Origin of the sequence: Ruthenibacterium lactatiformans, from assembly GCF_000949455.1 — a bacterium.
GTDB classification, from domain to species: domain Bacteria; phylum Bacillota; class Clostridia; order Oscillospirales; family Ruminococcaceae; genus Ruthenibacterium; species Ruthenibacterium lactatiformans.
Map to the genome: position 1 here is coordinate 13698 of NZ_JXXK01000034.1, position 25666 is coordinate 39363.

The window sequence follows — 25666 nt, forward strand, 5'->3', positions numbered from 1 at the left end:
TTTGAGCAAAGTAACATTTGAAACGGAACTGAATGATGAGGCGCTGGGCGCGCTCAAGAGCTATCTGGCGAAGAGAAACGAACAGCTGGACATGCGGCTCAGCGAACAGCTCGAAAAGCTGTACGCAGCCACAGTGCCCGCGGCAGTGCGGGAATATCTGGGTGAAAAGAACGGGACGCCGGTGCGGCGCAGCGCGGCGCGGCCAAGGCGTGCCGCGCCCGCGGCCGGTCATGCTGTGGGAAATCAGCCGGCTGAATGAGAGACCTCCGGTACGGCATCGAGATCGAAATGACCGGGCTGAGCCGCGGAAAAGCGGCGGAGACCCTGGCGGGATTTTTTGGAACGCGGGCGGAACACACCGGCGGCAGCTATGACGCATACGCAGTGCGGGACGCACAGGACCGTGTGTGGAAGCTTGTATCGGACGGGAGCATCCAGACGCAGAAAAAGGTGCGTGGGCAAACCGTTTATGCAGACAGCACATACAGCGTGGAGCTGGTAAGCCCGGTTTGTGTCTATGAGGACATTGGAACCATTCAGGAGATCGTGCGGGCGCTGCGAAGGAACAACGCGCTGGTCAATGACAGCTGCGGGATCCATGTCCATGTTGGGGCGGAAAAATTTGACGCGCAGCATCTGCGGAACATCACGAATATTATGGCCAGCAAGGAGGAGCTCATCTACAAAGCCCTGCAGGTGGACCTGAACCGTTCTCAAGATTACTGCCGGAGGGTCGAACAGCGGTTTCTGCGGCAGGTAAACGAGCAGAAGCCGCAGAGTCTGGATCGTTTCAAAAGCATCTGGTACAACGGGCGGGACGGGAGCAATGTGCATTATCACGCAAGCCGGTACCACGCGTTGAATCTTCATTCCGTGTTCCAGAAAGGCACGGTGGAGTTCCGTATGTTCAATTCCACGCTGCATGCGGGAAAAGTGAAGACGTACATACAGTTCAGCCTTGCCATCGCCAATCAGGCGCTGACGCAGCGCAATGCCCGTGCGGCGCCGACGCGCACGACCAATGACCGGTATACGTTCCGGACATGGCTGCTGCGGCTGGGAATGATCGGCCCGGAGTTTGAAACGGCGCGGTTTCATCTGCTCAGCCATCTGGAGGGGAACATCGCGTGGCGCGACCCGTCGCAGCTCATTCGGGAACAGGAAGAACAGACACAGCACGCCCCGGCGCAGGAACCGGTTCCTGCACCGGGGCTTTCATTGTAACGGGGGGAGGATGCTTATATATATGAAAGAGAAATTGTATATCGCATATGGGAGCAATCTGGATCGGGGGCAAATGGCACGGCGCTGTCCGACGGCGGAAGTGGTATGCAGCGGGATGCTGTACGGCCATGAGCTGCTGTTCCGCGGTTCACAGTTCGGCGCGGTGGCGACGGTGGAGCCAAAGCCCGGGGCCTGCGTGCCTGTGCTTGTATGGAAGATCAAACCGTCTGACGAACGGGCGCTCGATCTCTATGAGGGATACCCGCATCTGTACCGCAAGGAAAATCTTTCCGTCACGATGGACGGCAGGGAACGGGACATTATGGCATACGTGATGACCGGAGAACGGGAGTACGGCGTCCCTGCGCGTTCCTATTATGAGACGATCGCCAGAGGATACGCGGACGCCGGGTTTGATACCGGTGTGCTCAATGAGGCGGTGCAGGAAAGTGTGCGCAGGATGCTGAACGAAGTAGCACCTGAAGAAGAGCTGAACGGGACATGGCAGATGACGCTGTGAAGCTTTGGCGGAAAAGTTTGGGAACACCCATATTACGCTGACCGAGGACGGCAGGCGTGAATGGTCGGATGTGCTGAACGCCAAAGTGACTTCTATTTACGAGGGACACTACGGTGTGCAAATCGGACTAACCGGATACCCGGCAGAACGCCTGCGTGATTTTTCTTTCATGCTGGCAGGTCACTGCCCGGTTAAAGGTTATGACCGTTAGGTAAATTCCGGTGAGCAGGAACAGGCACAAACCGAACCAAAACAATTTATGTGAGGAAGAAGCATATGGGAACAAGAAGTTATATCGGCAAAGATATTGGCAACGGAAAATACTCGGTAATATTCTGTCAGTTGGAGAGCTATCTTGAAACGACCGGCAGACTGTTGACAGAGCATTACAACACACCGGAAAAAGTGGATGCGCTTTTAGCGCTCGGCGACATTTGTTTTCTCGGCGAAAAAATAGAACCCGATCCGTCGCTGCCGCACGACTGGTACGGCAAGGATTATCAGCAGGATGTTACGCTTGCGTTCGGCAGGGACTGCGGCGAATACAAATGGCCTGCAAAAGAAATGACGCTGGAGGATATGGAGGAAAGCGATGAGGGGATAGAATTTATATATATTTTCACTCCCGAACAGGAATGGAAATACTGCTGCCCGGTTTCTCCCGATATGAGATGGCGGAATGTCCGCAATGAACTTGCCGCAGAATCAGAGATATTCAATCAAAATTCAGAGGAACAGGACAGCGGGGAAAACTGCGATCCTGTTCTTTCTATGTGAAAGTGAGTGGAACGAAATGAAGAAAACAAGGAATCCTTGGCGTCAGTCTTCGTCTTGCGGATAAACATCTCGCGCATAGCATCAGTCTGAATGGGATTGAGAACGACAACGGGGTAACCGTCCTTGTGAAGATGGGTATAAAGCGCCAGCCAGTAGTGCGCGGTGGACTCCATGGCAAAAACAATCTCGCTGCGGACATTTGTCAGCTTCCTGATTTTCTCCATCAGACAGTTATAGCCCGTGCAGTTGTTTGAGATGGAAAATGCCCGCTGTACGGTCTGCCCCTCGGATGTAATAATACTGACTTCGTGACTGCGCTTGGCAACATCGATACCAACGATAAACATCATAGGTCTCACTCCGTTTGCAGAGATGGTCGCTTCGCTGGAAGAGCAGCGTCTTGACGAATATCTGGCATTGGAACAGCAGCAAGGTGAGATAGGGCATACACTTTAAAATCGATGCGGGAGCAGACAGCGTCTGCTCCCTTTTTTGTTTGTGACGGGGGAAGATAAGAATATTTTTCCAAAGCCGCGAAGATATTTTACCGGGAGGAGTGCTATCCCTTTATCGGACGGGACGGTTGTGCGTAAAGCGCAGCAGTTTGGCAGCGGGATGGAGTTCCCTTTGCACCGATTTTTGGGGGATAGAGAACGATAGCAGGAGAAAGGCGGACATCAAAATTTCATGTCCGCCAGATACATCAGCCCGCAGTGCGGGCTGAACGGCGTTCCGAGGTGGCGTCAAAACAGCGAATTCCCGGTTTGCCTGACATCAAAATATTAGAAAATTGCCTGTGCACAGGGAAATAAGCCGGTTTTGGCTGACATCAAAACAAATATAGCAGATATGGAGTATAAGGAATTGACCGCGCAACAAAATAGTAATACAATATATATACAAAGGGAGGCGATAAACATGCCGGTGATCAGGCCAATCCGTGAACTGCAAAATACAACGGAGATCTCGCATTTTGCAAAAACGCTCAATGAACCGATCTTCATTACGAAGAACGGACGCAATGATCTTGTGCTGATGAATGATGCGGTATATGAACGAATCATGGCGCAGAATGAAATGTACCGCAAGCTGGCTGCTGCTGAGGCAGAAGTTGCTGATGGAGCAGAGCTGCTGGACGGTATGGAAGTACTGAAGGAGCTGCGCGGCAAGTATGGAAAGTGAATGGAAATTAAAGCTAACACCGCTTGCCCGTACGGATCTGGAAGAAATCTATCAGTACATTTCGATTTGTCTGGACGCGCCGCAAGCAGCTGACAGGTTGATGACAGCGTTTGAAAAAAGCTTTGAACAGCTTCAAAACCATCCGTTCAGTTTCCCGCGTGCAGATGATGAAAGCCTGCGGAAAAAAGGATACCGAAAATTAATCGTTGAAAACTATGTCGGAGCATATCTTTTGAATGAGCAGACAAAAGAAGTGGTCGTCATGCGCTTTTTCTATGGCGCGCGGGATTACAAACGACTGTTGTGAGAAGAAAAAATGAGGATGCAGGTGCTGAGAGGCATCTGCATCTTTTGTTTTGCGAAAAAGGAGGCGGAAAGATAGATACACGGAAAAGGATCACGATCCGTTTGCCGCAGGATGTATACCGGGACATATTGGATAACCTGGGAAATGCAGCGAGCAGTACATTCAATTCCTTTATGACAAATGCTGCACGCTTTTACCTGGGATATATCAAAGCAAGAGAAACAGAGGACTATCTCTCAAAAACACTGCTGTCCATCATCAGCGCGCGGCAGGAGCGGTCTGACAAGGCGACCGTGTCGGTATTGTACGCGCTGGCGGTGGAACTCAACATTTTGCAGCGCATCCTTGTCTCGCACTTTGACATACCGGATGAGGTATATGCGGAGCTGCGCAGGAAAGCGCGCGCGGAAGTTGCGGTCAGCCGCAAAGGCGCGCAGATCGAATCCGTGCAGGCGCAGATGTTCGGCGGTGATACCGGATGGCAAAGCTCGTCACAAAATGGCGCTATCTGAAGCCGGACGCCGCGCGGCACGCACAGGCATACATACGGTACATTGCCACGCGGGAGGGCGTGGAGAAATATGTGGAAGAGAACGGAGCGCGGCCGGCGGCGCAGGCGCAGCGCGTCCTTGTGGAAAAACTGCTGCGGGATTTTCCGGATGCACGCCGGAGCTTTGAGTATGAGGACTATGCGCGCCGGCCGACTGTCCGCAACGCGTCGGAATTCATCACGCGGACATTGGAGGAACATCTGGAACTGTTTGACGCGCGCTCCAACTATGTTTCGTACATCGCGCAGCGTCCGCGCGTCCAGCGCAGCGGCGCACACGGCCTGTTCACACAGGAGGAAGATGCGCCGGATCTGAACGCTGCCGCGCGTGCGGTTTCAGAGCACGACGGGAACATTTGGACATGTATCCTTTCCCTGCGGCGTGAAGACGCCGCCCGCCTGTCATACGATAAAGCGGACGCATGGCGCGCGCTGCTCCGTGCCAATGCGGCGGAGATCGCCGCGCGGTTCAATGTGCCGGTCGGGTCGTTCCATTGGTGCGGAGCCTTCCACAACGAAGCGCACCATCCTCATGTGCATCTGGTCTGTTATGCGGACAGTGTGCAAAAGCCGGCGCTCACAAAGGAGGGGGTGGTGCAGCTCCGCTCCCTCCTCGCACGGCAGATATTCCGGGATGAACTGGACGCAATATATATCCGCCAGTCACAGAGCCGGGACGAACTGCGGGATCTGTTCAGCGCACGCCTGAAAGAGGCGGTGGCCGGGATGCGGGATGCGCCTGCAGAGATGCCGGTTTTGGAATCCCTGCTGGAACGGCTGTCGGAAGAAGTACGGGACAGAAAGGGGAGACTCCAGTATGGGTATCTCCCCTGGCCGGTAAAATCCATTGTGGACAGTATTATCAGCGAATTGGAAAAGCAGCCGCAGGTGAAGGCTGCATACAGCGCGTGGTGGGAGCTTCGCAAAACAGTGCTGTCCACATACCGGGACAGCCTGCCGGAACAGGACCCGCCGCTGCACACACAAAAGGAGTTCCGGCATCTGAAAAATATCGTGCTGCGCATTGCAAAAGAAGGCTGTCCCGCGCCGGAGCCGGAACAGGAGTTTGACGCGGTACAGGATCCACAGGACCGCGGCGCACAGCATGCGGTGTACGGTGCAAAGCGGCTGCTGGACGCCGCCCGTGAAGAAGAATATCCGGATGAAGATGTGCAGGCGGCGATCCGGACGCTGCTCGGCGCGGCGGAGCGCGGGGATGCATATGCGCAATACCAGGCCGGTAAGCTGTACCGGGAGGGATACTTTTTGCCGCGGGATGACGCCGGCGCAAAAATGTTTTTTGAACGGGCTGCAAAGCAGGAAAATCATTTTGCGGAATACGCGCTCGGAAAGCTGCACGCGGATGAGACGTCGCCGTTCTTCGACGAAACGAAAGCCGCGGACTGGTTTGAACGGGCTGCGGAGCATGGGAACGGGTTCGCCAAATACAGGCTTGCGAAATATTTTCTGAACGGAAAAGGCCGTGCTGTGGACGCAGGATCCGCGGCACGGCTTTTTGTCGAAGCGGCGCAGGCGTCTGACGTATCTGTGCGCAGATTCGCGGCGCCCTGGGCAAAATACCAGTTGGGAAAGCTGTACATCCGGGGAAATGGCGTTCCCAGGGATTGGGCGAAAGCGGAGGAGCTGCTGCGAAGCGCGGCACAGGACGGAAATGAATTCGCACAGCGTTTGCTGCAGCGGCGTGCGCAGTGGCACAGGCTCGGCCCAATGGACGCTGCGCTGGGTGTGATCGGAAGTTTGTGCCGTATGTTTGAAACGTCTGTGCCGCGCATCCGTCCGCGCTGTATGTATCTGGACAGAAAGCGCAGGCGGGAGCTGGAACAGAAACAGCGCGCGCTTGGCCATGCGGAAAACGATTTTGAACCGCAAATGTGACGCAGGCAAAAAAGAAAACAGCCCGTCAGGGGCCAGGTGGGATATTTGGCTGGAATATGGCATGTGTCACTGTGACACATGCGGTATGAAGATACCAATAGAAGAAATACGGATACAGCAGGGAGGAGAGAGCTATCACAGAAAACAAAAAGATCTTTTCAAAAGAAGAAGTGGCGGCGGCGCGGAACATGGAGATCGCGCCGCTGCTTGCAATGCGTGGTTTTCCGCTTTCCCGCAGCGGGGGAGAAATGCATTGGCGTATACCGGGGGAGGAATCGGTGAGCATCCGCGGCAATATGTGGTACAGCCATTACAGGGGAGAGGGCGGGGACGCCATCTCATTTGCACGCCGTTTTTTTCATATGGATTTCAAGAAGGCGGTGCGGTTCCTGCTGGAACAGTCCGCTGTTCCTGCGGCAGGGCCTGTGCAATGTGAGCGGCAGGAACAAAAGCAGCTGCGGCTTCCGCCGAAGGACAGTTCGGAAGAACAGGTGCGGCGGTATTTGACAGATATACGGAAGGTGTCCGCGGACGTGGCCGGATACTTTATCGAGACCGGTCAGGTGTACCAGAGCAGGGCGGAAGGTGTACGTCAGGGACAGGAACAATGCAGCCTGGTGTTGGTAGGGATGGACCGGGACGGTGCGCCGCGGCAGGCGCACATCAAGGGGATGCGGCAGCGCGCGTTCCGGTATGATGCGCCGGGCAGCGACAAAGCGTATGGATTCCGCCATATGGGCGGCAGCGGACCGCTGTATGTGTTTGAGGCGGCAGTCGACCTCATGTCATATGTCTCCCTTTATCCAAAGGATTGGCGGCAGGGCAACTATCTGGCATTGAACGGTACGGCGGAAGCTGCCCTGTTCCGCACGCTGGAAGAGTATCCGGAGGTGCGCGGCGTCGTGCTTGCGCTGGACAATGACGCCGGTGGGATCGAGGGCGTGATGCGTTTGACTGGTCTGCTGAGGGAAAAAGGATACACGGATGTTTCTGTACAGCTTCCGGCATGGAAGGATTGGAACGAGGAATTGAAAGCGCGCGGGGGGATGGATGCAGTGTGTGCGCAGCCGCACCCGAAACTGCAGATGCTGGAACAGGTAAAGGATGCGATTTTGGCGCGGGCATTGCATGCGCCGCGTTTCGTGGACGGGCGGTATCTGGAGGGGACATTTCAAGCGGCCTGTTCGGCACAGGCGGATGAGATCCAAAACAGCTGCCTGCAGAAGCTGGCGGCGGGCGCGCTGCTGCGTGCCCGGCATTTGCTTTGTACAGGCGGAGAGACGGCCGGGCTTGACCGGCTTGCAGACAGGGCCGCGGAATTGTACCAGCCGCATAAGGACCATATCACGCAGGATGCACGCCTGCGGTCGCTGGGCGGACAGATACAGAAAATGCGGGCGGCGGAGGAGAGCATGCCGGCCCGGACAGCGGGACAGCAGGCGGAACTGGCGGATGGCTGGCTGCACACCGCTGCTGCGGCGATGGCGGCGGACGTTTCCTGCATGCTTAAAATGTCCGGACGGGAAAGTACACAGGCGGAAGAGGAAGAGGTGAGGATGGGATTTTGTTAGGGCAGGAAACGGCGGTGCTTTTGCTGCTGTGCGTCGGCCTTCTGCTGCTGATGGCGGCCGTTACGAACGGCGCGGGTTTCAGCCTGGACGGCATCAAGGGAAGGACGGTGGGAGACGGGCAGCACGGGACGGCACGGTTTGCCGGTAAGGGGGAAATACGGCGCACGTTCCACCGGGTGCGGTTCCGGCCGCGGGCGTGGAGACGGGGAAAGCATCTTCCAAAGGTACAGGGGCTGGTGGTGGGCTGTGAAATGCGCGGCAAACGTGTGACGGCGCTTGTGGACGGCGACGATATCCATGCAATGATGGTGGCGGGGAGCGGCGCGGGAAAAACCGCGTACTTCCTGTATCCGAATCTGGAATATTGCTGTGCGGCGGGGATGAGTTTCCTCACATCGGATACAAAGGGCGACCTCGCGCGAAATTACGCGGGCATCGCCAAAGACATATATGGGTATGATGTTTCGGTTTTAGACTTGCGCAATCCGGCGTGCAGTGACGGCAACAACCTGTTGGATCTTGTCAACAAGTACATGGACGCATATATGGCGCACCCGGACGATCTGGCAAGCAGGGCGCGGGCGGAGAAGTATGCGAAGATCATTGCGAAAACGGTCGTCACATCCAGCAGCGGGACAGAGCATGGACAGAACGCCTATTTCTATGACGCGGCCGAAGGCCTCATCACCTCCGTGATCCTGCTGGTCGCGGAATTCTGTCCGCCGGAGACAAGGCACATCGTTTCAGTGTTCAAGCTGATACAGGATCTCCTGTCTCCGTCCGGCCAGAAAGGAAAGAATCAGCTGCAGATGCTTTTGAGCCTCCTGCCGCCCGAACACAAGGCGAGGTGGTTTGCGGGGGCGGCGCTCACCGCGGGAGAGCAGGCGATGGCGTCCGTTCTTTCCACGGCAATGGCGAGTTTGAACGCGTTTCTGGATTCAGAGCTTGAGCAGATGCTGTGCTTTTCAACCAAGATTGACGCGGAGAAATTCTGCCGTGAAAAGTCCGCTGTGTTCGTGGTGCTGCCGGAGGAAGACAGCAGCAAATATTTCATGGTGAGCCTGCTGGTGCAGCAGATGTACCGGGAGATCCTTGTGGTGGCGGACGGACAGGGCGGCGCGTTGAAAAACAGGGTGATGTTTTTTCTGGATGAGCTGGGATCGCTTCCGAAGATAGAGTCGCTGGAGCTGATGTTCAGCGCGGCGCGTTCGAGGCGGCTGAGCATCGTGGGGATCATCCAGTCCTACGGACAGCTGGAACGGAACTACGGGAAAGAGGGCTGTTCCATTATCCTGGACAATGCGCAGGATACCATCGCGGGAGGGTTCAGCCCCGCGGGCGATACAGCGGAACAGGTGTCGCGCCAGCTGGGAGAGCAGACTGTGATGACGGGGAGTGTGAGCAGGGGGAAAAGCGACCCGTCCCGCAGCCTGCAGATGATGGGGCGGCGGCTGATGACGCCGGATGAACTGAAATCAATGCCGAAAGGGCAGTTTATCGTGATGAAGACAGGGCGGCGTCCAATGCTGTCCAAACTGCGGCTGTTCCTGGATTGGGGCATCACATTTACAGAGCCGTATGCATTGGAGCAGCATGCGCAGCGGGAAGTGAAGTATGCGGGGAGCAAAGAGTTGAGAAGGAAGATACTGAAAGAGTACGGTATCCCGCCGGGGCAGCAGATTGTACCGGGGCAGGAGCGGTTCCCGGAGCGGCAGAAGCCGGGGATGATACAGGAGAACGTGTGAGCGGCTGGTTCGATACTATTTGGGCGGATGACCTGCCCAGCCGGGCTGTGACGGTATACATGTATCTGCGCAGCCGTGCGGACAGGGAGGGGAAATGCTTCCCCTCCGTCCGCACGATCAGCAGGGACACAAAGCTGTCCATGAGCACGGTACGCCGGGCGCTGGATGATCTGGTCAATACCGGTTACATACAAAAGCAGCCCCGTTGGAGAGCCAACGGGGCCAAGAGCAGCAACCAATATGTTTTTAGAATTTGATCTGAGTTCAAGATCAGTAGCATTATTGAGTTATCCCCATGCACCTAAAACCCACAGTTGATTATTTTGATTGTTTGAACCTTTCCATAAGACAGGTGCACCATTATAGGAACCGGTAGTTGTCAGAGCTAAAATATATGTGGTATTTGCCAAACCGTAAATATTAAAAGAAGAACCGCCTTCATTAATGAATTTAACGGGCTGTGTCGTCATGTTGCGTGTGAATGACTGTAGGGTAACTTGTTGTCCATCGGTACCGTAACATGTAACAGCGTAAGATCTATTGGCGGAATTTTTTAACCAATAATGTTGAGGTTTTCCAGGAACACTTTCAGAGTAGTCCCACCGTTGTGTTGCGTGCCCTGTATTATCCCAAGTGGTGATACGGGTGCCATTCACCGGAGAACTTTCAGTCGCGGCATTTAGAAGGTCGTTGTTGGCTTCATTGGAGATAGATATTTTGGTTATATCTACAGCTAAAGATTGATTTTCCGCTGCGAAGACTGGAACTGTCAATAAAGCGACGGCCAAAAGACTGGCAACTAAAGTAATAAGTTTTTTCATCGTAATCTCTCCTTTGGTTTGTACGAATTTTTGCTATTATGGGCTAGAATTGAAACGCTACCCTCCTTTCGTCAAATCAATTGGAGCGATCCATTTTTCTGAACCGTTCCAATAATCTTCCTTTGTGATAAATGCGTATACTGGAAAGTATATGGACGATTCATAAGCGGTACCGTTATCATCAAATAAGGTTACTGTTTGAGGGTCATAGCCTGATAAAACACAGTATTCATTTTTATATGCACCGCATATATTGATGAATTCAGCCTGTCCTCCATTTTCAATAAGTAATAGATTTTCTTTTACCTCTCCGGTTTTTAAATCGATGCCATACTGGTAGTGCTTAGCCAATTTGGAATCTTGTTGTCGGGTATCAGACACTTGAAGGATCATCTTATTGTCTACAAAGTCAAGGATAGTCGTTGTCTCAGATGAAAAAAATGGAATTTCAGAGCATAGTACCAGTTTTTGATTGTTCTTAAGATTGATACAACTTACTTCTGCTTTAGTATTTCCGATTGGTTGAACAAGGTATAGTATATTTCCGTTGAGCGCAGTAACAGGCGCTTTTTCATCGTCAGTAGCAGAATATCTGAAAAATTCTTCTGTCTCCCCGTTTGTAACACAATAGCGGTAATATGCAAATTCTTTTTCTGCCGAATCATAGGACAGGATAATTAAATTATCCTCATATGCGCCAAACAACCAATCGTTTGCGTTGAACGAAAATAGCTCTGCTGCTTCGCCTGTTTGAATATCGATTTGGTACATAAGTTTTTTAGGCTGATATGTAATAGAATCAACTTCCTGCACTGTAATGTAGAGATACTCTTCGTCAGCGGCAATTCCATTAACGATATTTTGGTTGGGTTGAAACTGGAATAACAGATTTCTGTTATTGCCATTCGGTTCGGCTTTCCATATGCCCGTATAGGGAGAATTGTAGGTTTCTAACTGCAAAATGAAGATGTTGTGTCCAGTGCCACCTGTGAATATCAGACAGGAGTCAGAGGCAATCCACGAGGGGCAGTTTTCATCTTTGTGCAGACATTCAGGTCGGTTGCATAGATATGTTCTTGTTTTAGAATCAAAATCTGTGTATATAATATTTGACCCCTTTGTCCCTGATGGTACAATTTCATAAAGTCCCGTTTCTGTTGAAGCTTGGCTGGAAATGCCATAGACACTAGTGATCAACTCTATGTTTCTGTTTGTCAAATGTTCGCTACCCGATACCGCATGTAACGTAAAGTCCTTTGAAGTGGAAGAGGGGGAGTTTCCTTGCCTAAAATCACTACATGCAGACAACAAAGTAATGACAATAGCTCCAATTGCCCAATATTTGCAAAAGCGCATATTCAGTACCTCTTCATTTGAAATGAGTGAACAAGTATTCTGTGCAAAGATAGCAAACGGCTAGAACAATCAGCAAAAGCATAATTCCGACCGCCTGCGTACTTGCGCCAAAGAGCGCACAGATGTGGAACAACGGGTATGTACTAAGCCACTTCGCATTCGTTAAGCCGGAGACACTGAGCAGCGGCGGCAGAGAAAAAATGAGCAGCGACGCAAACATTGCGCCAAAGGTGTTGCCAATCCGCTGCGAAAGAGCCAGCGTCACACAGGCCATACAGCTCACCGCGGCCAATCGAAAAAAAGTCTGGATTGCTGCCATTAAAAACAAAGGTATTTCCGGCGCGTTGTAATATTCGCTGATGCTGTAAACCGGAGCCATCCATGTGCCAAGTCCGTAGTCACGGATAGAGACCCAAAAGCGCGGCAAAAGGCTGAGCGCCGTTATTAAGCCGCATACAGTAAAAGAAAGCAACAGCTTGTACCGCACGGTGGCACGCCGTCCAAGCGGTGTTGTGCCGATGACTTTGATCATTCCCGTCTGCCGCTCCATTGCGAACAACCCGGAAAAACATACTGCACATAGGATAGATGCCCAAAGCGTATCAGGCAGATCCTGCGTGTCATATTGATCGAACAGCTTCAGCCAGCCGGATTCATAGACCATTTCCATACGAGGTTTTTCTTTCAGCATCTGAGCCTTGTAAATAACACGCTGGAATACATTCATTTTCTGCTGCAAACTGGAGTAACCCTGCATCATTGCCTGGTATTCCTGTGAAGTTATCTTTTTCGACATTAACGCAGCATTGAGCTGGTAGATGGGGCGAAATTCTTCTTGCTGCTGCGAGAGCCAATCAACACTTTCCTGTGTCAACGGACCTTCCACATGCTTCATGTAATATTGGTAATAGATCTCGTCCGCGTCGATGTAGCTTTCCGTTGTCACTGCGGTATAGACTTGAAACCCCGCAAATAACAAAAGCAATAATGCTGTGCCCTGCATCACCAACAGCTTGTAGGTTTCCTGACGCATTGGCGTCGTGAATGCGGGAATTTTACGCCTGAAAAGTCTTCTGCCTGTCCGACGTCCCGCTGCAGTAAAATAGTGACGGCTGAAAATAAAGCAGAATGCCAGCGCAAACAATATACCGAACAAAACAGCGGCAACACACTCCACCAAAAGCAGAGGAATCGGGTGATCAAACCAATACAGATTGCGGTATCCGCCCAGCAGCTCATTGGTGCGCAGTAAACTTATGAGATTGGCGTATTTGATCACATTCAATCTGCTGGTGGCAGGGATAACAGATCGGATGAACAGGTTGAATACAATAAGAGCCAAAGCCCCCAATGCGCCCGTGAAAAGCCTTCTGGCAAACAGCATCGCCAGCATTACCCATATACCGCAGATGAATGCCGCCAGCCATTTCGTGAGAAAAAAACAGAACAGATATTGGCCGACCGTCAGTTTCCATGTGCTGCGCATCAGCTGCGGCACACTTTGAATGGAGCGGTTCAATGGCCCCAGACCATAGAGCCCGCCGCAGTACAGAAGGTTGACGCCATACAGGCAAGCCAGAACAACTGCGAGGCTTGCGCCCAGTGCCAGCAGCTTTGCGCCAGCGGTATGCAGCCTGCCCGCCGGAGTAGAACGCACCAGCGCGAGCAGACCGTTGTCCCGCTCGGCCCGGACAAGCACCGTGGCAATGAGCAGCATCGCAAATACGGTTACGACATCCGTAAGTTCAAAATCCAGTGCGGTCATGATGCCTTTTTGCGGATAATACTGAATGGACGTACCGCGCATATCCCTGAACGCTTCATCTGTGACACGGATGTTTTCCATGTCGTATCCGCTTTTGCTCTCCGCGAAAATAGAGATCGAGGAAAGCTGCCGGGCTTTCTGTTCGATGGATGTCAGAAATTCTTCGTATCCGTTTATCTGCTCAAATTCCAGAACGATGGTGTTCAGAAAACGGTATTCCTGTGCCAGCGTTTCCCCGTACTTCAGGAACCCGCCTGCTTCATAAATATCATAATACTGTTCAAAATCATCGGCGTAGGTTTCGCGGAGACGTTCGTCTTTTTGACCGTTGTTGTATGCTTCTGTGCGCAGGATGTTATAGATATGGCTTAATCCCTCTGTGCGGGCCAGCTCTTCATGCAGAAAGTCATCCATATCCTCCATGCTCATGCCGGAAATCTGCTGTTCCAGCTTTCGATAAGCAGAGGAGGGAACATTGCCCGGCGTATGGCCCGTGCCGAACCACAGCAAAAACAGGTTGGCACCGAGCAGCACAGAAAACGCCAGAAGAAAAAAACGGCTGTGCCACACCTTGCGCAGCTCAGCGGAAAGCAGGCGTGTCATGCTTCGTCCTCCCCGAAAATGGTGAGGTAGACATCTTCCAGCGTGCCGCCCGGCGCGTATTTTTCAATAAGCGCGGCAGGAGACGCTTGGTCCACAAGTTGTCCTTCCTTGAGCAGCAGGATTTCACTGGCAACGTGCTCCACATCGCTGACTACGTGTGTGGCAACAATAATGATGCGGTCATGGGCGAGTTGAGCCAATACCTGACGCAGGCGTACACGTTCTTTCGGGTCCAATCCGGCGGTAGGCTCATCCATGATGAGGATCTGCGGCTCACCCAACAATGCGGCTGCAGCAAGCAGACGCTGTTTCATGCCGCCGGAATAGGCTGCCAGACGTTTTTCCAATTCACTGGAAAGGTGTACCAGCTCTGCGACACGTTGTACTTGTAACGCTGCATCACTCCGGGGAATTTCTTTGAGTGCTGCTATGTACAGCAGGAAACGGCGGCCTGTAAAACTGTCATACAGATTCTGCTGCTGCGGCATATATCCAAGGACGCGCCGAAATTCCCGCCCCATGCGCAGGACATTTTTACCGTTCCACAGTACCTTTCCGCTGGTAGCGTCCAGATTCCCGGTGATGATATTCATCATGGTGCTTTTGCCTGCGCCATTGGGCCCCAAAAGGCCGTAAAGGCCCGGGCCGAGAGTGAAACTCACTCCGGCCAGGGCTTTTCGACTTGTCTTTTGGTTGTTGTATATCTTAGTAAGGTGGTAGAGTTCTATCTGTCGCTTCATATCAGACACAGAATCTCTCCTTGAATATTATTGCAGAAATAAATTTATTGAATATTAAAATTTTTTAATTGTATTATTCGGAAATCCGGAGTACTGCTCCAATAACTTTTTTTATTAATCAACGCGTATACAGGCAACATCAGTGATTGTTTTTCTAAGTTGCCATTCGGATCATTTCCAATATAACTTTTTTCCTCATATTTTTTAGTATCAAAAAGTCAGATTCACTTTGTGCCATGATTGATGCATTGAAACCTTCTTCTTGTAGAGTTATTGGCGTTACAGTCCCATCCGTGCATTTGATTGCATATAAATCATTAGTGTTTTTATCCAAAACAAAAAAGTGATTGTCATATATATCTCCGACTAGCATGTAACCAGTTGAGTCTTCTCCTGAAAACACTTTATCGTTAAGTATATCTTCTTCCCCGTTTTTCAGTGAAAGAACTCGTGCCTTACCATCGCTCGGACTAAAGGAGTATGCTTTTTCATGGGAAATGACGTAAGACCTATCACTATATTTGAAATCATTCACTGTACGTATAGAATTTGTTTGTAAAGAAAAAACTTGCAATTTACACCGTGCACTTTCATCCGAAAAAGTAGTCTGTTGTAATACCAATCCATCGGAAGTTGTTCCCAATAGGCGATATGAAGAATTGTGCTCTAATTCTAAAAGTGAAGAAAATACACCAGTATTTGTTGCCAAACAAACAATTTCAGTCAGGCCTGTATCTACGTTTACGGCCAAAAAATACAATGATTCCCCATCAAAAGCAAATGCGGTGTTTTCCAAAAAATATTCATCGCTGAAAGTATATAATGTTGACCTATTAGCACCATTTAAATCCATTTTGATTATTTTTGCCGGTTCAGATGGTACATTGCTACTGGGCGCGCTTCCTAACACCACAACATACAAATTTTCGCTTGTACAAAATAATGAAGCTCCGCCGGGACATTCTCCTAGATAGCTTGTGTCTGATTCCTCGTTGTGCAAAGATTGTGGTTCACTAGAAAGATAGACTATTTGCTGCGTTAGATAGTCAACATAAAAGATATTGTATTCACCTTTTGAATTCTGAAGTAATATATAACTTCCCTTATCAGTTCCCGTAACTTGATTGTTAAAAATTCCTGTGCAAGTAGTTACAAGATAGGGACTAAGAGCAGAAATGGATTCTTCTTTCAAATTGTTTTCCAAAACTTGCTCTGAATGTGCGACGGACTTTGTAGGCACCTCTACTCCACAACTTGTATATATAATTATAATAGAGAGCAAAAGCACAAATACAATACACCATAAAGAAGTTTTTTTCATTGAATAGTACCTTTATTTTTGTTTGGATGGTCCATCGGCCATGTACCAGGTTTGATTGACTCCGGTATAGTTCCATGTACAATAGTTTCCGATACCATGTGTAGTTACAAATACCGGAGAGGTATGGTTGTAACGGGCAGGTAATCGTAGTTTGACTTGAGTTGGACTCACGGAGTGATCGCCCTCTAATGTGACATTGTAATCGTTATAAATGTTTCCATTTGAGGGTAGCATATCGCAAATAGTTCCTACTGCACTTCTATTCGCGTTTAATGCGAGAGATTTGTTTTGATTTGATCTCAGAACAGCGGTACGATTGTACTGACCGTAAGAGGTCCAATCTACATACCACTCTTGACTGATATCGCCAGTTGCTTGCCACAACGAAACTTTTGTTCCCGAAACAACAGCTCCATTTGTATGGCAATTAAGTACATATCGTGGCGCATCATATTCCTTCGCTGTTCTAAAGTGATATGCGTGAGCTGTATCTTCTGGCGGATTGGTATCAGCAAAAACGGGAGTGGTAAATGTGATAGCCAGTATTAGAGCTAACGAAAAAGACAATATTTGAGCGATATGTTTCATAAGAAGACCTCCTTACAATAATTACCGGTTTAAGGCGCGGCAGCCAGCTGCGTCTTTTTCCATCTCAGAGCCGAAGCTGTTAGAATGGGAGAGTAACGGGCATGACAGAAAATACTTTTGGCTAACATGCCCATTAGCTGCCTCTCTCATTCGAAGCATTCGATTTGCTCAGATTGTACCGCCGGACATTTCGGCGTGTTCATGTCACTGAGGAGACTGAACAAGTAATGAGTCCAATCACATAGGAGGGAACTTTATGAACGTTGTTGAAATTGATGCATCCAAAGGGAAAAGCATGGTGGCAGCTCTGTAGCCAATGGATGCGGTCGTGTTGTTGCTGAAGAAGTATCCTCATTCAGAGGTTTGCTCGGAGCAGATGGTCTATGCCATCATTGCCTTGGGTGAGACTACCCACATGGTCATGGAAATCATCGGGCTCGACCGTGAGCCGGTAGTAGCAACTCTGCACGAATACGGAATCCATGTCACTGTTCCAATTCATTGACAAGAAATGTGCTGAGGGAAAACCTTTAGTTTGCCATATACCAAGTTTGATTAGAACTAATATAATTCCATGTACAGTAATTCCCGATACCATGTGTAGTTATATATACAGGGGAACTATGATTATAGCGAGCTGGTAGCTGAAGTTTGACTTCAGTCGGTCTTGTGCTATGACTCCCAACTAAAGTTATATTGTAATCATTATAGACATTTCCAGTGGAAGGTATTACATTACAAACGGTTCCTATTGCGCTCCTGTCTGCATTTATTGCAAGAGTCCTATTCTGATTTGGCCTTAGAGCCGCAGTAGGATTATTAAGCGAACCGGTTGTCCAATCAACAAACCATTCTTGAGATGAGTGACCAGTTCCTTGCCACAATGATATTTTAGTTCCCGAGACAGGAATTCCGTCTGTATGGCAGTTTAATACATATCGAGCGGCGGACGAATCTTTTGCAGTCCGAAAATGATATACGTTAGTAGAGTACAGCGAAGATGTAGCAAAAGCAGGGACTGTCAATGCGGAAACTATTGACAGAATAAATATAAAAGTAAACATTCGAGAAAAGCGTTTCATAAAATTGCCTCCATTCAAAATTATAATAAATAGGGAGAATAGTAACTATATACTTCTGGTTTCTCTCAAAGTGGATGTTAAGATGAAATTTTTGCCCTAAAACGAATAAGACTGATTGCGATCTTTTAACTTGAAAATAACGATGAATTTCAAAAGTTGTGATATAGACAAAAATGCAACGTATTAGATGCAAGTGATGCTGAACTATTATGTGGTGGACTTCTTATTGTTTCAGATGATTATATTCTGGAATGCCAGACCAGTAAGATTCTTTTGAAATAAAAGTGAAATTGGGCCTTAGAATCCCAATAGGCATACCGGAATCATCGCCTAAAAAGGCATCAAGAAAATCACATTTGTAAACAGCTAAGTATTCATCTTTCAATGAACAGGATGGAACGATTGGGAAAAGTCTACCCGTATTGATTCCGTACTCACCATATAGAGTAAAAGGTGTTTGTCTCCCGGTAGATAAATCAAACCTAATGGAAGTGATTTCGTCTTCATCGCCTACGAACATCTCAGAAAATAGAATGTTTTTATCTAAAACTATATCAATTTGTCCCATTTCAATTTCTTTTTCAAAAAAAGATGGAATGCTACGTACAGTTTGTCCATTTTTGAGATCGTAGATCGATAACGTGTTGTCTACAGGAGAGAAAGAGTATAGTGTGGTGCCACTAACAAAATTCTGGTTTGAGCTGCTAAGGGAATTTATCAATATTTCTTTTTGCGAAATACACTTTTCAGTACCTATATCGAAGCACATATAGCTAGCTACTTGACTAGGAGAATATAAATTCCCATTAGGAGCAGGAGAGTAACAAACAACAATTATATATTTATTTTGTGCGCCAAGAATAAAGCTGTTGCCATTGGGAAGGCGACAAATAGTTTGTAGTGCACCATTACTTAAAGAAACCTTGCATAAGTCCATTATACTAGATGTACCGTTTACACGTTTTTTTATTAAATATAAATATTCTTCATTGCAGGCTGTACCGATTTGTATATCTTCATTTGCGGAGAGCGTTACAAGCGTTTTTCGATTCGCACCAGTCAAATCAGCAATTTGTATATTTGGTAATGCTTTTTGGTGATACATTTTTTCGTTTGCTGCTCCTGCATTAGCACTTGTCAAGATGATTTTACTTGAATTTGCTGCTAAATAAGGATAACCACCGCTCCATTCCAAATAGCTGGTACAGTTTTCATTATTATGAGTACATGATAAACTAGAGCAAAGAGTGAATTGGGTTTTATTCGAAAAATCAATATATTGTATATTGGCATATGATGAAGTTTGAGGCTCAATGTAGAAGAAACCATTTTCAGTTTCAGCGCCATCTCCATTTCCTGATGCAAGAGTGCCGAAGAAGTGAATTTCCGATGGTTCTGCTTCACTTTGAGGGAGATCATCTGAAGAGGATATATCCGAAAAAGAGTCTGATGTAGGGAAAGAAAATGTGTGGCAGCCAGACATCAGAAAAATAAGAAAAAACAAAGCTATACATATTTTAGACACTATATGCAACTCCGTTCTAGGCTCTCAGTAAAAAAATCTGACCAAATTGCAAGCAATTTGGTCAGATTGAGGAAATTAGGCGGGGAATACGTTGAAAGCCACGCCTGAGGTGGTCCATACCAAATTACTACCAGATGTATTTAGCCACTGGTTACTACTAACACTAAGTGCTAGTTTAATACGCTGTACCCCAGAAGAAACGGTCATAAGATCAACAACAGAGTCTCTGAGTGTTGAAGCGTCTGTTGCATCAGGCCACAAGATGCAATTTGTTCCGTTGATATGTCGATTAATTGTATAGCCGTATCCGACGATTGGTGCTTTAGCTGTGTACAATCTCCAATTGCCGGTAGGATGCTGCCTAAGTATCCAAAATTCGTTGTCATTGCCAGACAGATTTCCCATAAAGACGTTGGCGTTATTGTAAGCACCATCAACTACCATGTTTTGTGCTCCAATAGAAAAAGTCGTTGCAGTATCAGGTACGGCCCGTAGTGTTACATCAGCAGCAAATGCAGATATAGCAGTAACTGTTGCTAACACAAATCCCGCGGTCACAGTAAATAATTTTTTATTCATAAGTTTATCTCCATTTTTGTAAGATTTATTGTGATGCGAACTTGGGATAGTACCAAGGAAACTAAATTTAATAAATTTGTGGCATAGATTATTCGATAATCTCCCAAGTAACTGTTCTTGTTCCCCACACTTCTATTGATTGGACAAATAAATCTTTGTTACCCCATACATATACGAATGAATAGCCCGAGCCAGGGGGAACTCCAACTGCAGTATCACCAAGTTTAAATTGAACGGCACCAGCTCCGCCGGCTAAATTTTTGCAAACTGCCTGTCCGCCAAAATAAAATGCGCTATCATTTAAAGTTGTTTCCGAATCGAAAAGACCTGTCAGTGATCCATTAAATGTTGACATTGGTGTAACAACTGCTTCTGATTCATCAATTTTGAAAAAATATCCATTTTCATCTATTGCAGTAACTATACCATGTTCGGTAATATCACCTACTTTAAGGTTTTCAAGCCGCAGCTGATCGTCATCAATTAAACCGCTAGTGGCAAAGGCAGTGGAGGTAAAACAACACAGGCAAAGAATCAAAATGCAACATGCTGTAAATCCTCGTCTTCGATACTTTCCCATAGACGATTTGCTGGAGATATTGCTTTTATTGTTTTTCATTATGCTCCTCCTTGGTTGTTTTGGTGGGACAATTGCTATAATAATTTTTCTTAAGGCTAAATGCAGAGAATAAAATGACACTCTCGAGTAAAGAAGTAAAAATAATTAAGCAACTGTTCCATATGATTTTTTTTACTCGGGTACTGATCGCCCACGAAGAATTTCTTGTGTAATCCTGACAGTCCCATATTTGAGTACCGGATACTTCTTTAGGTGAATAGGACTCCATCTGTTTAGTTAAGGTTTTTCCGTCTTCAGTTTGATAGTATATTGAGATTTGCCGTTGCTGTGTGACTGGGTACTGCGCATATAATTCATTTGCTACTTTTTGTGTGGTCACCAAAAGTAAACTTGGTACATTAGGCAAAGGAACATTGCTCATGGCCCCAAATGGTATTTCTGTATGGTTTACGCCGACAATATTAATTGCAGTGTTCTTTACGGAAACAGCGATATTTTCAATTTCGCCTAACCCGATTGAGTGAAATGAAGATAGCACTGCGTATGGCCTTTGTGTAGTAATCGGTACGGGATACCAATTAGCAAACGTTTCAGAATCCAGAGCTACACAGTAGACATTATACCCTTGGGGTCGGCAGTCAATCTTAATCCCGATCTGCTCAATTACTGCATTTGGTAATTCGTCATTGAGACTACTGGCGAAATTAACAGCTTCTTCAGGGTAAATACCATCATTTCCGAAAACTGCAATACGATAATCGTAAGTAGGCTTAACGTTACCTACCGGGATGATTTTGCAATATAAGATGTATGCATTGAGTAGAACGCACCCCGCCAGAATCGCTAATGACGTGAAAGCAAGCAAGCATTTCCACTTGTTATTTGCTCTGCTGCCTTCATTATTAGTTTTTTTCATCATGACTTCACCATTGGTTTTTTGTTTTGCTCTTTGTATTTTGTTTGCGAACTGCGTTCTATCGCATACAAATTTATCATGTCGCTGTTGAATTTATAAAGAGCCGTCACATTAATCTACTTGTTTGTATCATCGGTTTCTCGCTGAGGGCGCTGCGGCTGGTAATAGATGGGGACGCTCGTAGGTGGCCACTCGCGCATATCGCGACGAGCAAGGTCGTCCAGTTTGCCAGCCAGTTTTTCAGAAAGAAAAGTTGCGATTTTGTTCATGATGATTTTACCTCCTTGAATTTTGATACAAAAAAGGAAATAGCGGCCGCTATGATTCCCATTTCACAATAAAGCGCACAGTTTGAATTTGCAAAAAAGATTTGAAGCAACAAAATCAAAAACAGATTCCATATAAGAATATGCTTCGCTTTTATCCAGGAAACAGCAAGTTCATCAGGAGTAAGCGGGCAGTTTGGATGGCTATAAGGAGATGAATTGAAAACAGCAAAAGAGAGACTGATGAATAAAATCCAAATAAGAATTGAAAGACTATACTGAACAAGGCTGTTTACAATGCTCAAACAGAGAATGGATACACCAATCGACAAGAATAAGCATCGCAGCGGCGTCTTCGCGTGATAGCCACCGAGACGTCTGCGCAAAGATAAAATTCCTACAAGAAAACAGATCACTTGGTATGGCGTGGCAACAAGGCAGCCAAGCAGCATCATACCGGCAGTGGAAAGAAACATAGAAATGCGAGTTTGTAATGCGTAAATGTACCAAGACCTTCTTGTTTCCGGAAGGCCACATTGGCTGATGAAAAAATCTGTGAGCCTCTCGCAGCAGGACAGGAGCAATAACATCCTCCTCCTTTAAGCTTAAAATAGCATTTTCACAATTCTTTCACAATGGATTTGTTCCCAACTGTCAAAAAATGTTCCCAACTGCACTTTTATGACAGAATTGAGACAAAATGAAATCGGGCGTCGTGGTAAAAAAGTGTGTATTCATACCCATACTTTTGCATGATATGGGCAATATTTTGAAGACCGAAACCATGTAAATGTGGTTCAGCTTTATCGGTTGGTACATAATTATTTTCGGAAATTTTTACTGGCAAAGATGAGTTCTCGACAGAGAGCAAAAAGTCCCCCTCTTTTTTTAGTATTTTTACATTGATATATGATGAATCGGGAAGTTTTCGACAGGCTTCGAGTGCATTGTCAAGAAGATTCCCTAAGAGTGTGACAACATCTTCGTCTTTCATTGGGAAAGAAGATAAATCGTTTACAGTGAAGCGCATTGATGTGTTTTGAAGTTTGGCCTGTGTATATTTCTGATTGAGAATGGTATCGAGAATGGGGAGGTTTGTGCTGACAACACGAGTGTTTTCCGGTAGGTTCTGGGACAACACTTTTACATATTCTGTAGCTTTTTCGTAATGCCCTGCTTTAAGAAGCATATATAGTGTTGTAATGTGGTTATTGAAATCGTGTGTCAGTGCACGTTGCTCATTAAAGATGGCTTGGAGCGCATTTGTGGACTTCATGTTCTGATCAATTTCATGTTGGAGAGCAATATTTTTTTGCTGTAGGCTGGTACTGTATTCCAGCTTGCCAAGTAAAAGAAATAGTGAGATATTAAAAAGCAGTAAACCTATGCCGCTGAGGATTAGGTTGAAACTGATTTTATTTTGTGCCATTGCACTTTCAATGGTTACGCCAAATAAGAGGATTGAAAATACAGGAAACAGTAAGAGCGCAATCCAAGTGCTCGAACTCAGAATCATAGATGTTTTAGCTTTGAAAAGTCGGTAGATAATAATGGAGAATAGAAGTAGCAGAGTACGAGAGACGAAAGCACCGAGGATGTAAAGTGCGGAATTGGAAAGAGCATCGGAAAACGAGAAAGAAAAGATATATGAAATCCCCAGGAGCGTAAAGTAATCAAGTCCGGAAAGTATGATAAAAAAGGAACATAAGAGAAAGAGATGAAAAGGAAGTGCTCCAGTATAAAATATTTGAGAAAAGACAAGCCAGATGAGGATGGATATAAAAAGTTTTGTGACGAATGAGGTGGCGAGTATCGTGTTTAAGGGCAGCCAAAGGTAGAAGAGAAAGGCAGCTGAGAGCGGAAAGAAAAATCTGTATGATGTATACTTTCGTTCGAAAAATGTATTGAGTAAAAGTACAATACAGAATGTTTCTGTGCCAGTAGTCATTATCTCCATTAGATGTTCCATTATATTTCCCGCTCCTTCCACTGAAGAAATTTTTGTACGATATCAGTATAGTTTTGTCTGCTGCATGGCAGTTCAGTACTGTTGTCCATGTAGGCCAGTCGGTTTTGGATCCTTCGACAGCGAGAAAGATTGATTAAATAGCTTTTGTGTATTCGAAGAAATCCATGGGGTGCAAGAGTCTCTATCATGTCGGATAACTTCGCGTAGTAAAGAATGGAAGGATAGCGTGGAAGGGACGTATGTATTTGAATTTGACGTTTATAGCTTTCCATGTAGATGATAGATTTACAAGGGATGTCAACATTTACATGTTCATATGGCACACGGACTGAAATCTCCTTAGAGCCAATTTGTGGAAAGATCTCATCCATGCAACTCTCAAAAGTTCCATCCAAGTCACTTTTGAGAAGATATGCCGATGCATGCACAGAATAACCCATGATAGCGTATTCTATGAAAGCGGATACAAAAATCAAAATTGCATTCTCGTTTTTTGCTCTCAGGGCTTTGGCAATCTCAATCCCGCTAATTTCACCAAAGCGGACATCAAGAAAAACGATATCGTAAGACTCCAGAGAACTTTGTATGAAGTCGGCCGCCTGTTGAAAAAGGTGTAGATCAATGACATGGTGATGAGCATTGGAATACTGTTTTATCATATGAGCCAACTTATCGGTAAAAATTTTTTCGTCATCACAAATAGCAATTTGATACATTACGAAGTCTCCTCTCTCGCAATTTAGCAAAATTGCGATTCACCATAGAATACTTTGTATACGTGATAAAAATAGAATAGTTACATCAAGTGCGTATGCCGGCCAAAAAGTGCAGCTTGACCGCAGATGATGGTGCATCTCTGCCGCAGGAATTGTGTATTGTTTCCGCCAGGACGGTGCAACCATTCTGCAGGAATGGAGCGGGTTTCGAGGGGGAGCGGGGGAACGCTTTTCAAAGTGTTCCCCGCATAGAAGCGTTTCGCGGTCACTCACACATCAAGGATCTCTTTGTGATTGACTCTGGTATGACCTCCTAAAAGGAATTCGCATCTTGCGATGCTAAATTCATTTTAACGGCTGCGTTGACATTGCACCATGATCACGGTGTCGATGCACCATTTTGCCGGTCTGCATGCACCATCCGGGCGGCCGAAGTGAATCGCTTCAGACGGCGTATTCAATCAAGCAAAAAATGAAGCTATAAGATATAGATGTATTTCTAATGATTGTAACATGGACGAAGAACAATGTGAAGTACAAAGAAAAACAGCGGCATTGGTATATTTACCAATGCCGCTGCTGTCTTCCTCGAAAGATTTAAATGCGGGAATAATTATATTTTCTGTTCAATAGTTGCAGAAACAGGCTCTGCATAGCCATTTCGCGTGACAGTTCCGCTGACTTCTAACTTATAAGTTTTCCCGGAGCTGAAACTGTAGGAGTCAGACTTGAAGAATGAAGCGGAATATGTGGTGTGGCTGGTGCGCGCTACCTCTGTATAGCCGCCTAGCCAACCTTTCTCGTATAGTACCAAAGTAGCAGAAATCTTGGTTGTCCCGGAAACACCATTGATTGAGCAGGAATATGTTCCGGCGCTGCCAGAAATAGAAGGGATGATAGAAAGGGTGTTGACCCAAAATGGAGTAATGCTCTCTTGAGTGGTTGTACCACCTTCCTGAGAAGAAAGCGGCTCAGCGGCAAAAGCGCTCATGCAAGATAGTGCGAGGACGACGGTAAGCACAATACAAATAAACTTTTTCATTGTATAACCTCCAAGAAAAATAAAG

29 protein-coding genes are annotated in these 25666 nt (G+C 47.2%); 13 read left to right on the top strand and 16 right to left on the bottom strand.

The genetic code is table 11. From position 1 onward, the window contains the following. Position 1 precedes the first annotated feature (1 nt). From TQ39_RS16675 to TQ39_RS16695, 5 genes are all read left to right on the top strand, one after another. Positions 2 to 259: a DUF6103 family protein gene (locus tag TQ39_RS16675; protein WP_050006367.1), complete on the top strand. Its 258-nt coding sequence runs from the start codon at positions 2 to 4 to the stop codon at positions 257 to 259. After that, positions 256 to 1224, top strand: coding sequence for an amidoligase family protein (locus TQ39_RS16680; RefSeq protein WP_050006368.1), 969 nt, complete (start codon positions 256 to 258; stop codon positions 1222 to 1224). Before TQ39_RS16675 ends, TQ39_RS16680 begins: the two co-directional genes overlap by 4 nt. Before the next feature lie 22 nt (positions 1225 to 1246). Beyond that, positions 1247 to 1744, top strand: coding sequence for a gamma-glutamylcyclotransferase family protein (locus TQ39_RS16685; protein WP_050006385.1), 498 nt, complete (start codon positions 1247 to 1249; stop codon positions 1742 to 1744). 4 nt (positions 1745 to 1748) lie between these two features. Beyond that, positions 1749 to 1955, top strand: coding sequence for a hypothetical protein (locus TQ39_RS16690; RefSeq protein ID WP_050006369.1), 207 nt, complete (start codon positions 1749 to 1751; stop codon positions 1953 to 1955). Between the two features lie 65 nt (positions 1956 to 2020). Continuing rightward, positions 2021 to 2521: a hypothetical protein gene (locus tag TQ39_RS16695; RefSeq protein ID WP_050006370.1), complete on the top strand. Its 501-nt coding sequence runs from the start codon at positions 2021 to 2023 to the stop codon at positions 2519 to 2521. Here TQ39_RS16695 and TQ39_RS20515 read toward each other — a convergent pair. Continuing rightward, the gene (locus TQ39_RS20515) at positions 2464 to 2871 is read right to left on the bottom strand and encodes an IS110 family transposase (RefSeq protein WP_082052320.1); all 408 of its coding nucleotides are present in this window, start codon (positions 2869 to 2871) and stop codon (positions 2464 to 2466) included. The genes TQ39_RS16695 and TQ39_RS20515 overlap by 58 nt on opposite strands. 568 nt (positions 2872 to 3439) lie before the next feature. Here TQ39_RS20515 and TQ39_RS16700 point away from each other — a divergent pair. The 7 genes from TQ39_RS16700 (at position 3440) to TQ39_RS16730 (ending at position 10029) form a co-directional block, all read left to right on the top strand. Then, the gene (locus TQ39_RS16700) at positions 3440 to 3703 is read left to right on the top strand and encodes a type II toxin-antitoxin system Phd/YefM family antitoxin (protein WP_009322751.1); all 264 of its coding nucleotides are present in this window, start codon (positions 3440 to 3442) and stop codon (positions 3701 to 3703) included. Then, entirely contained in the window at positions 3693 to 4010 is a 318-nt protein-coding gene (locus tag TQ39_RS16705; protein WP_009322749.1) for a type II toxin-antitoxin system RelE/ParE family toxin, read from the top strand. Before TQ39_RS16700 ends, TQ39_RS16705 begins: the two co-directional genes overlap by 11 nt. 101 nt (positions 4011 to 4111) lie before the next feature. Then, the gene (locus TQ39_RS16710) at positions 4112 to 4522 is read left to right on the top strand and encodes a hypothetical protein (protein WP_009322747.1); all 411 of its coding nucleotides are present in this window, start codon (positions 4112 to 4114) and stop codon (positions 4520 to 4522) included. After that, positions 4489 to 6456: a MobP3 family relaxase gene (gene mobP3 / locus TQ39_RS16715; protein WP_050006371.1), complete on the top strand. Its 1968-nt coding sequence runs from the start codon at positions 4489 to 4491 to the stop codon at positions 6454 to 6456. The genes TQ39_RS16710 and mobP3 overlap by 34 nt, the downstream gene beginning before the upstream one ends. Positions 6457 to 6644: 188 nt before the next feature. Continuing rightward, positions 6645 to 8027: a toprim domain-containing protein gene (locus tag TQ39_RS16720; protein WP_156146383.1), complete on the top strand. Its 1383-nt coding sequence runs from the start codon at positions 6645 to 6647 to the stop codon at positions 8025 to 8027. A gap of 50 nt (positions 8028 to 8077) precedes the next feature. Continuing rightward, positions 8078 to 9772: a VirD4-like conjugal transfer protein, CD1115 family gene (locus TQ39_RS16725; RefSeq protein WP_242853529.1), complete on the top strand. Its 1695-nt coding sequence runs from the start codon at positions 8078 to 8080 to the stop codon at positions 9770 to 9772. Beyond that, a complete protein-coding gene (locus tag TQ39_RS16730) occupies positions 9769 to 10029 on the top strand; it encodes a helix-turn-helix domain-containing protein (protein ID WP_082052321.1) in 261 nt (86 codons plus the stop codon). Before TQ39_RS16725 ends, TQ39_RS16730 begins: the two co-directional genes overlap by 4 nt. A gap of 30 nt (positions 10030 to 10059) precedes the next feature. Here the strand turns inward: TQ39_RS16730 and TQ39_RS21020 are convergent, their stop codons facing one another. From TQ39_RS21020 to TQ39_RS21030, 6 genes are all read right to left on the bottom strand, one after another. Continuing rightward, the gene (locus TQ39_RS21020; RefSeq protein WP_119981107.1) at positions 10060 to 10593 is read right to left on the bottom strand and encodes an RICIN domain-containing protein; all 534 of its coding nucleotides are present in this window, start codon (positions 10591 to 10593) and stop codon (positions 10060 to 10062) included. Positions 10594 to 10650: 57 nt separating this feature from the next. Continuing rightward, complete coding sequence (locus TQ39_RS16735; protein WP_139056121.1) at positions 10651 to 11949, bottom strand: hypothetical protein; 1299 nt, start codon at positions 11947 to 11949, stop codon at positions 10651 to 10653. A 13-nt stretch (positions 11950 to 11962) separates the two neighbouring features. Continuing rightward, positions 11963 to 14317, bottom strand: a complete 2355-nt coding sequence (locus TQ39_RS16740) for an ABC transporter permease (protein ID WP_050006375.1) — start codon at positions 14315 to 14317, stop codon at positions 11963 to 11965. Continuing rightward, positions 14314 to 15057 carry an ATP-binding cassette domain-containing protein gene (locus TQ39_RS16745; RefSeq protein ID WP_050006376.1) on the bottom strand — a complete coding sequence of 248 codons (744 nt, stop codon included), beginning with the start codon at positions 15055 to 15057 and terminating at the stop codon, positions 14314 to 14316. The genes TQ39_RS16740 and TQ39_RS16745 overlap by 4 nt, the downstream gene beginning before the upstream one ends. Positions 15058 to 15211: 154 nt before the next feature. Further along, positions 15212 to 16378, bottom strand: a complete 1167-nt coding sequence (locus TQ39_RS21025) for a hypothetical protein (protein WP_156146385.1) — start codon at positions 16376 to 16378, stop codon at positions 15212 to 15214. A 12-nt stretch (positions 16379 to 16390) separates the two neighbouring features. Then, positions 16391 to 16966: a hypothetical protein gene (locus TQ39_RS21030; protein ID WP_139056123.1), complete on the bottom strand. Its 576-nt coding sequence runs from the start codon at positions 16964 to 16966 to the stop codon at positions 16391 to 16393. Between the two features lie 316 nt (positions 16967 to 17282). Between TQ39_RS21030 and TQ39_RS16755 the strand changes: the two genes are divergently transcribed. Then, complete coding sequence (locus TQ39_RS16755; RefSeq protein WP_050006378.1) at positions 17283 to 17471, top strand: hypothetical protein; 189 nt, start codon at positions 17283 to 17285, stop codon at positions 17469 to 17471. Positions 17472 to 18271: 800 nt separating this feature from the next. Here TQ39_RS16755 and TQ39_RS21035 read toward each other — a convergent pair. The 9 genes from TQ39_RS21035 to TQ39_RS21055 all read right to left on the bottom strand — a co-directional run. Continuing rightward, complete coding sequence (locus TQ39_RS21035; protein WP_155201895.1) at positions 18272 to 19573, bottom strand: hypothetical protein; 1302 nt, start codon at positions 19571 to 19573, stop codon at positions 18272 to 18274. Between the two features lie 75 nt (positions 19574 to 19648). Beyond that, positions 19649 to 20152, bottom strand: coding sequence for a hypothetical protein (locus TQ39_RS21040; RefSeq protein WP_155201748.1), 504 nt, complete (start codon positions 20150 to 20152; stop codon positions 19649 to 19651). A gap of 88 nt (positions 20153 to 20240) precedes the next feature. Further along, entirely contained in the window at positions 20241 to 20771 is a 531-nt protein-coding gene (locus TQ39_RS21045) for a hypothetical protein (RefSeq protein ID WP_155201749.1), read from the bottom strand. Next, a complete protein-coding gene (locus TQ39_RS16765) occupies positions 20758 to 21648 on the bottom strand; it encodes a hypothetical protein (RefSeq protein WP_155201750.1) in 891 nt (296 codons plus the stop codon). Before TQ39_RS16765 ends, TQ39_RS21045 begins: the two co-directional genes overlap by 14 nt. 116 nt (positions 21649 to 21764) lie before the next feature. Continuing rightward, positions 21765 to 21917, bottom strand: a complete 153-nt coding sequence (locus TQ39_RS21050; RefSeq protein ID WP_154524257.1) for a hypothetical protein — start codon at positions 21915 to 21917, stop codon at positions 21765 to 21767. Further along, positions 21914 to 22504 (bottom strand): accessory gene regulator B family protein, encoded by a 591-nt coding sequence (locus tag TQ39_RS20520; protein WP_082052322.1) that lies wholly within the window; start codon positions 22502 to 22504, stop codon positions 21914 to 21916. Before TQ39_RS20520 ends, TQ39_RS21050 begins: the two co-directional genes overlap by 4 nt. Positions 22505 to 22593: 89 nt before the next feature. Further along, positions 22594 to 23883, bottom strand: a complete 1290-nt coding sequence (locus TQ39_RS16770) for a sensor histidine kinase (protein ID WP_050006381.1) — start codon at positions 23881 to 23883, stop codon at positions 22594 to 22596. After that, entirely contained in the window at positions 23883 to 24599 is a 717-nt protein-coding gene (locus tag TQ39_RS16775; RefSeq protein ID WP_050006382.1) for a LytR/AlgR family response regulator transcription factor, read from the bottom strand. The genes TQ39_RS16770 and TQ39_RS16775 overlap by 1 nt, the downstream gene beginning before the upstream one ends. Before the next feature lie 613 nt (positions 24600 to 25212). After that, positions 25213 to 25666 (bottom strand): hypothetical protein (locus TQ39_RS21055; RefSeq protein WP_207641410.1); only part of this gene is annotated, 454 nt, incomplete at its 5' end.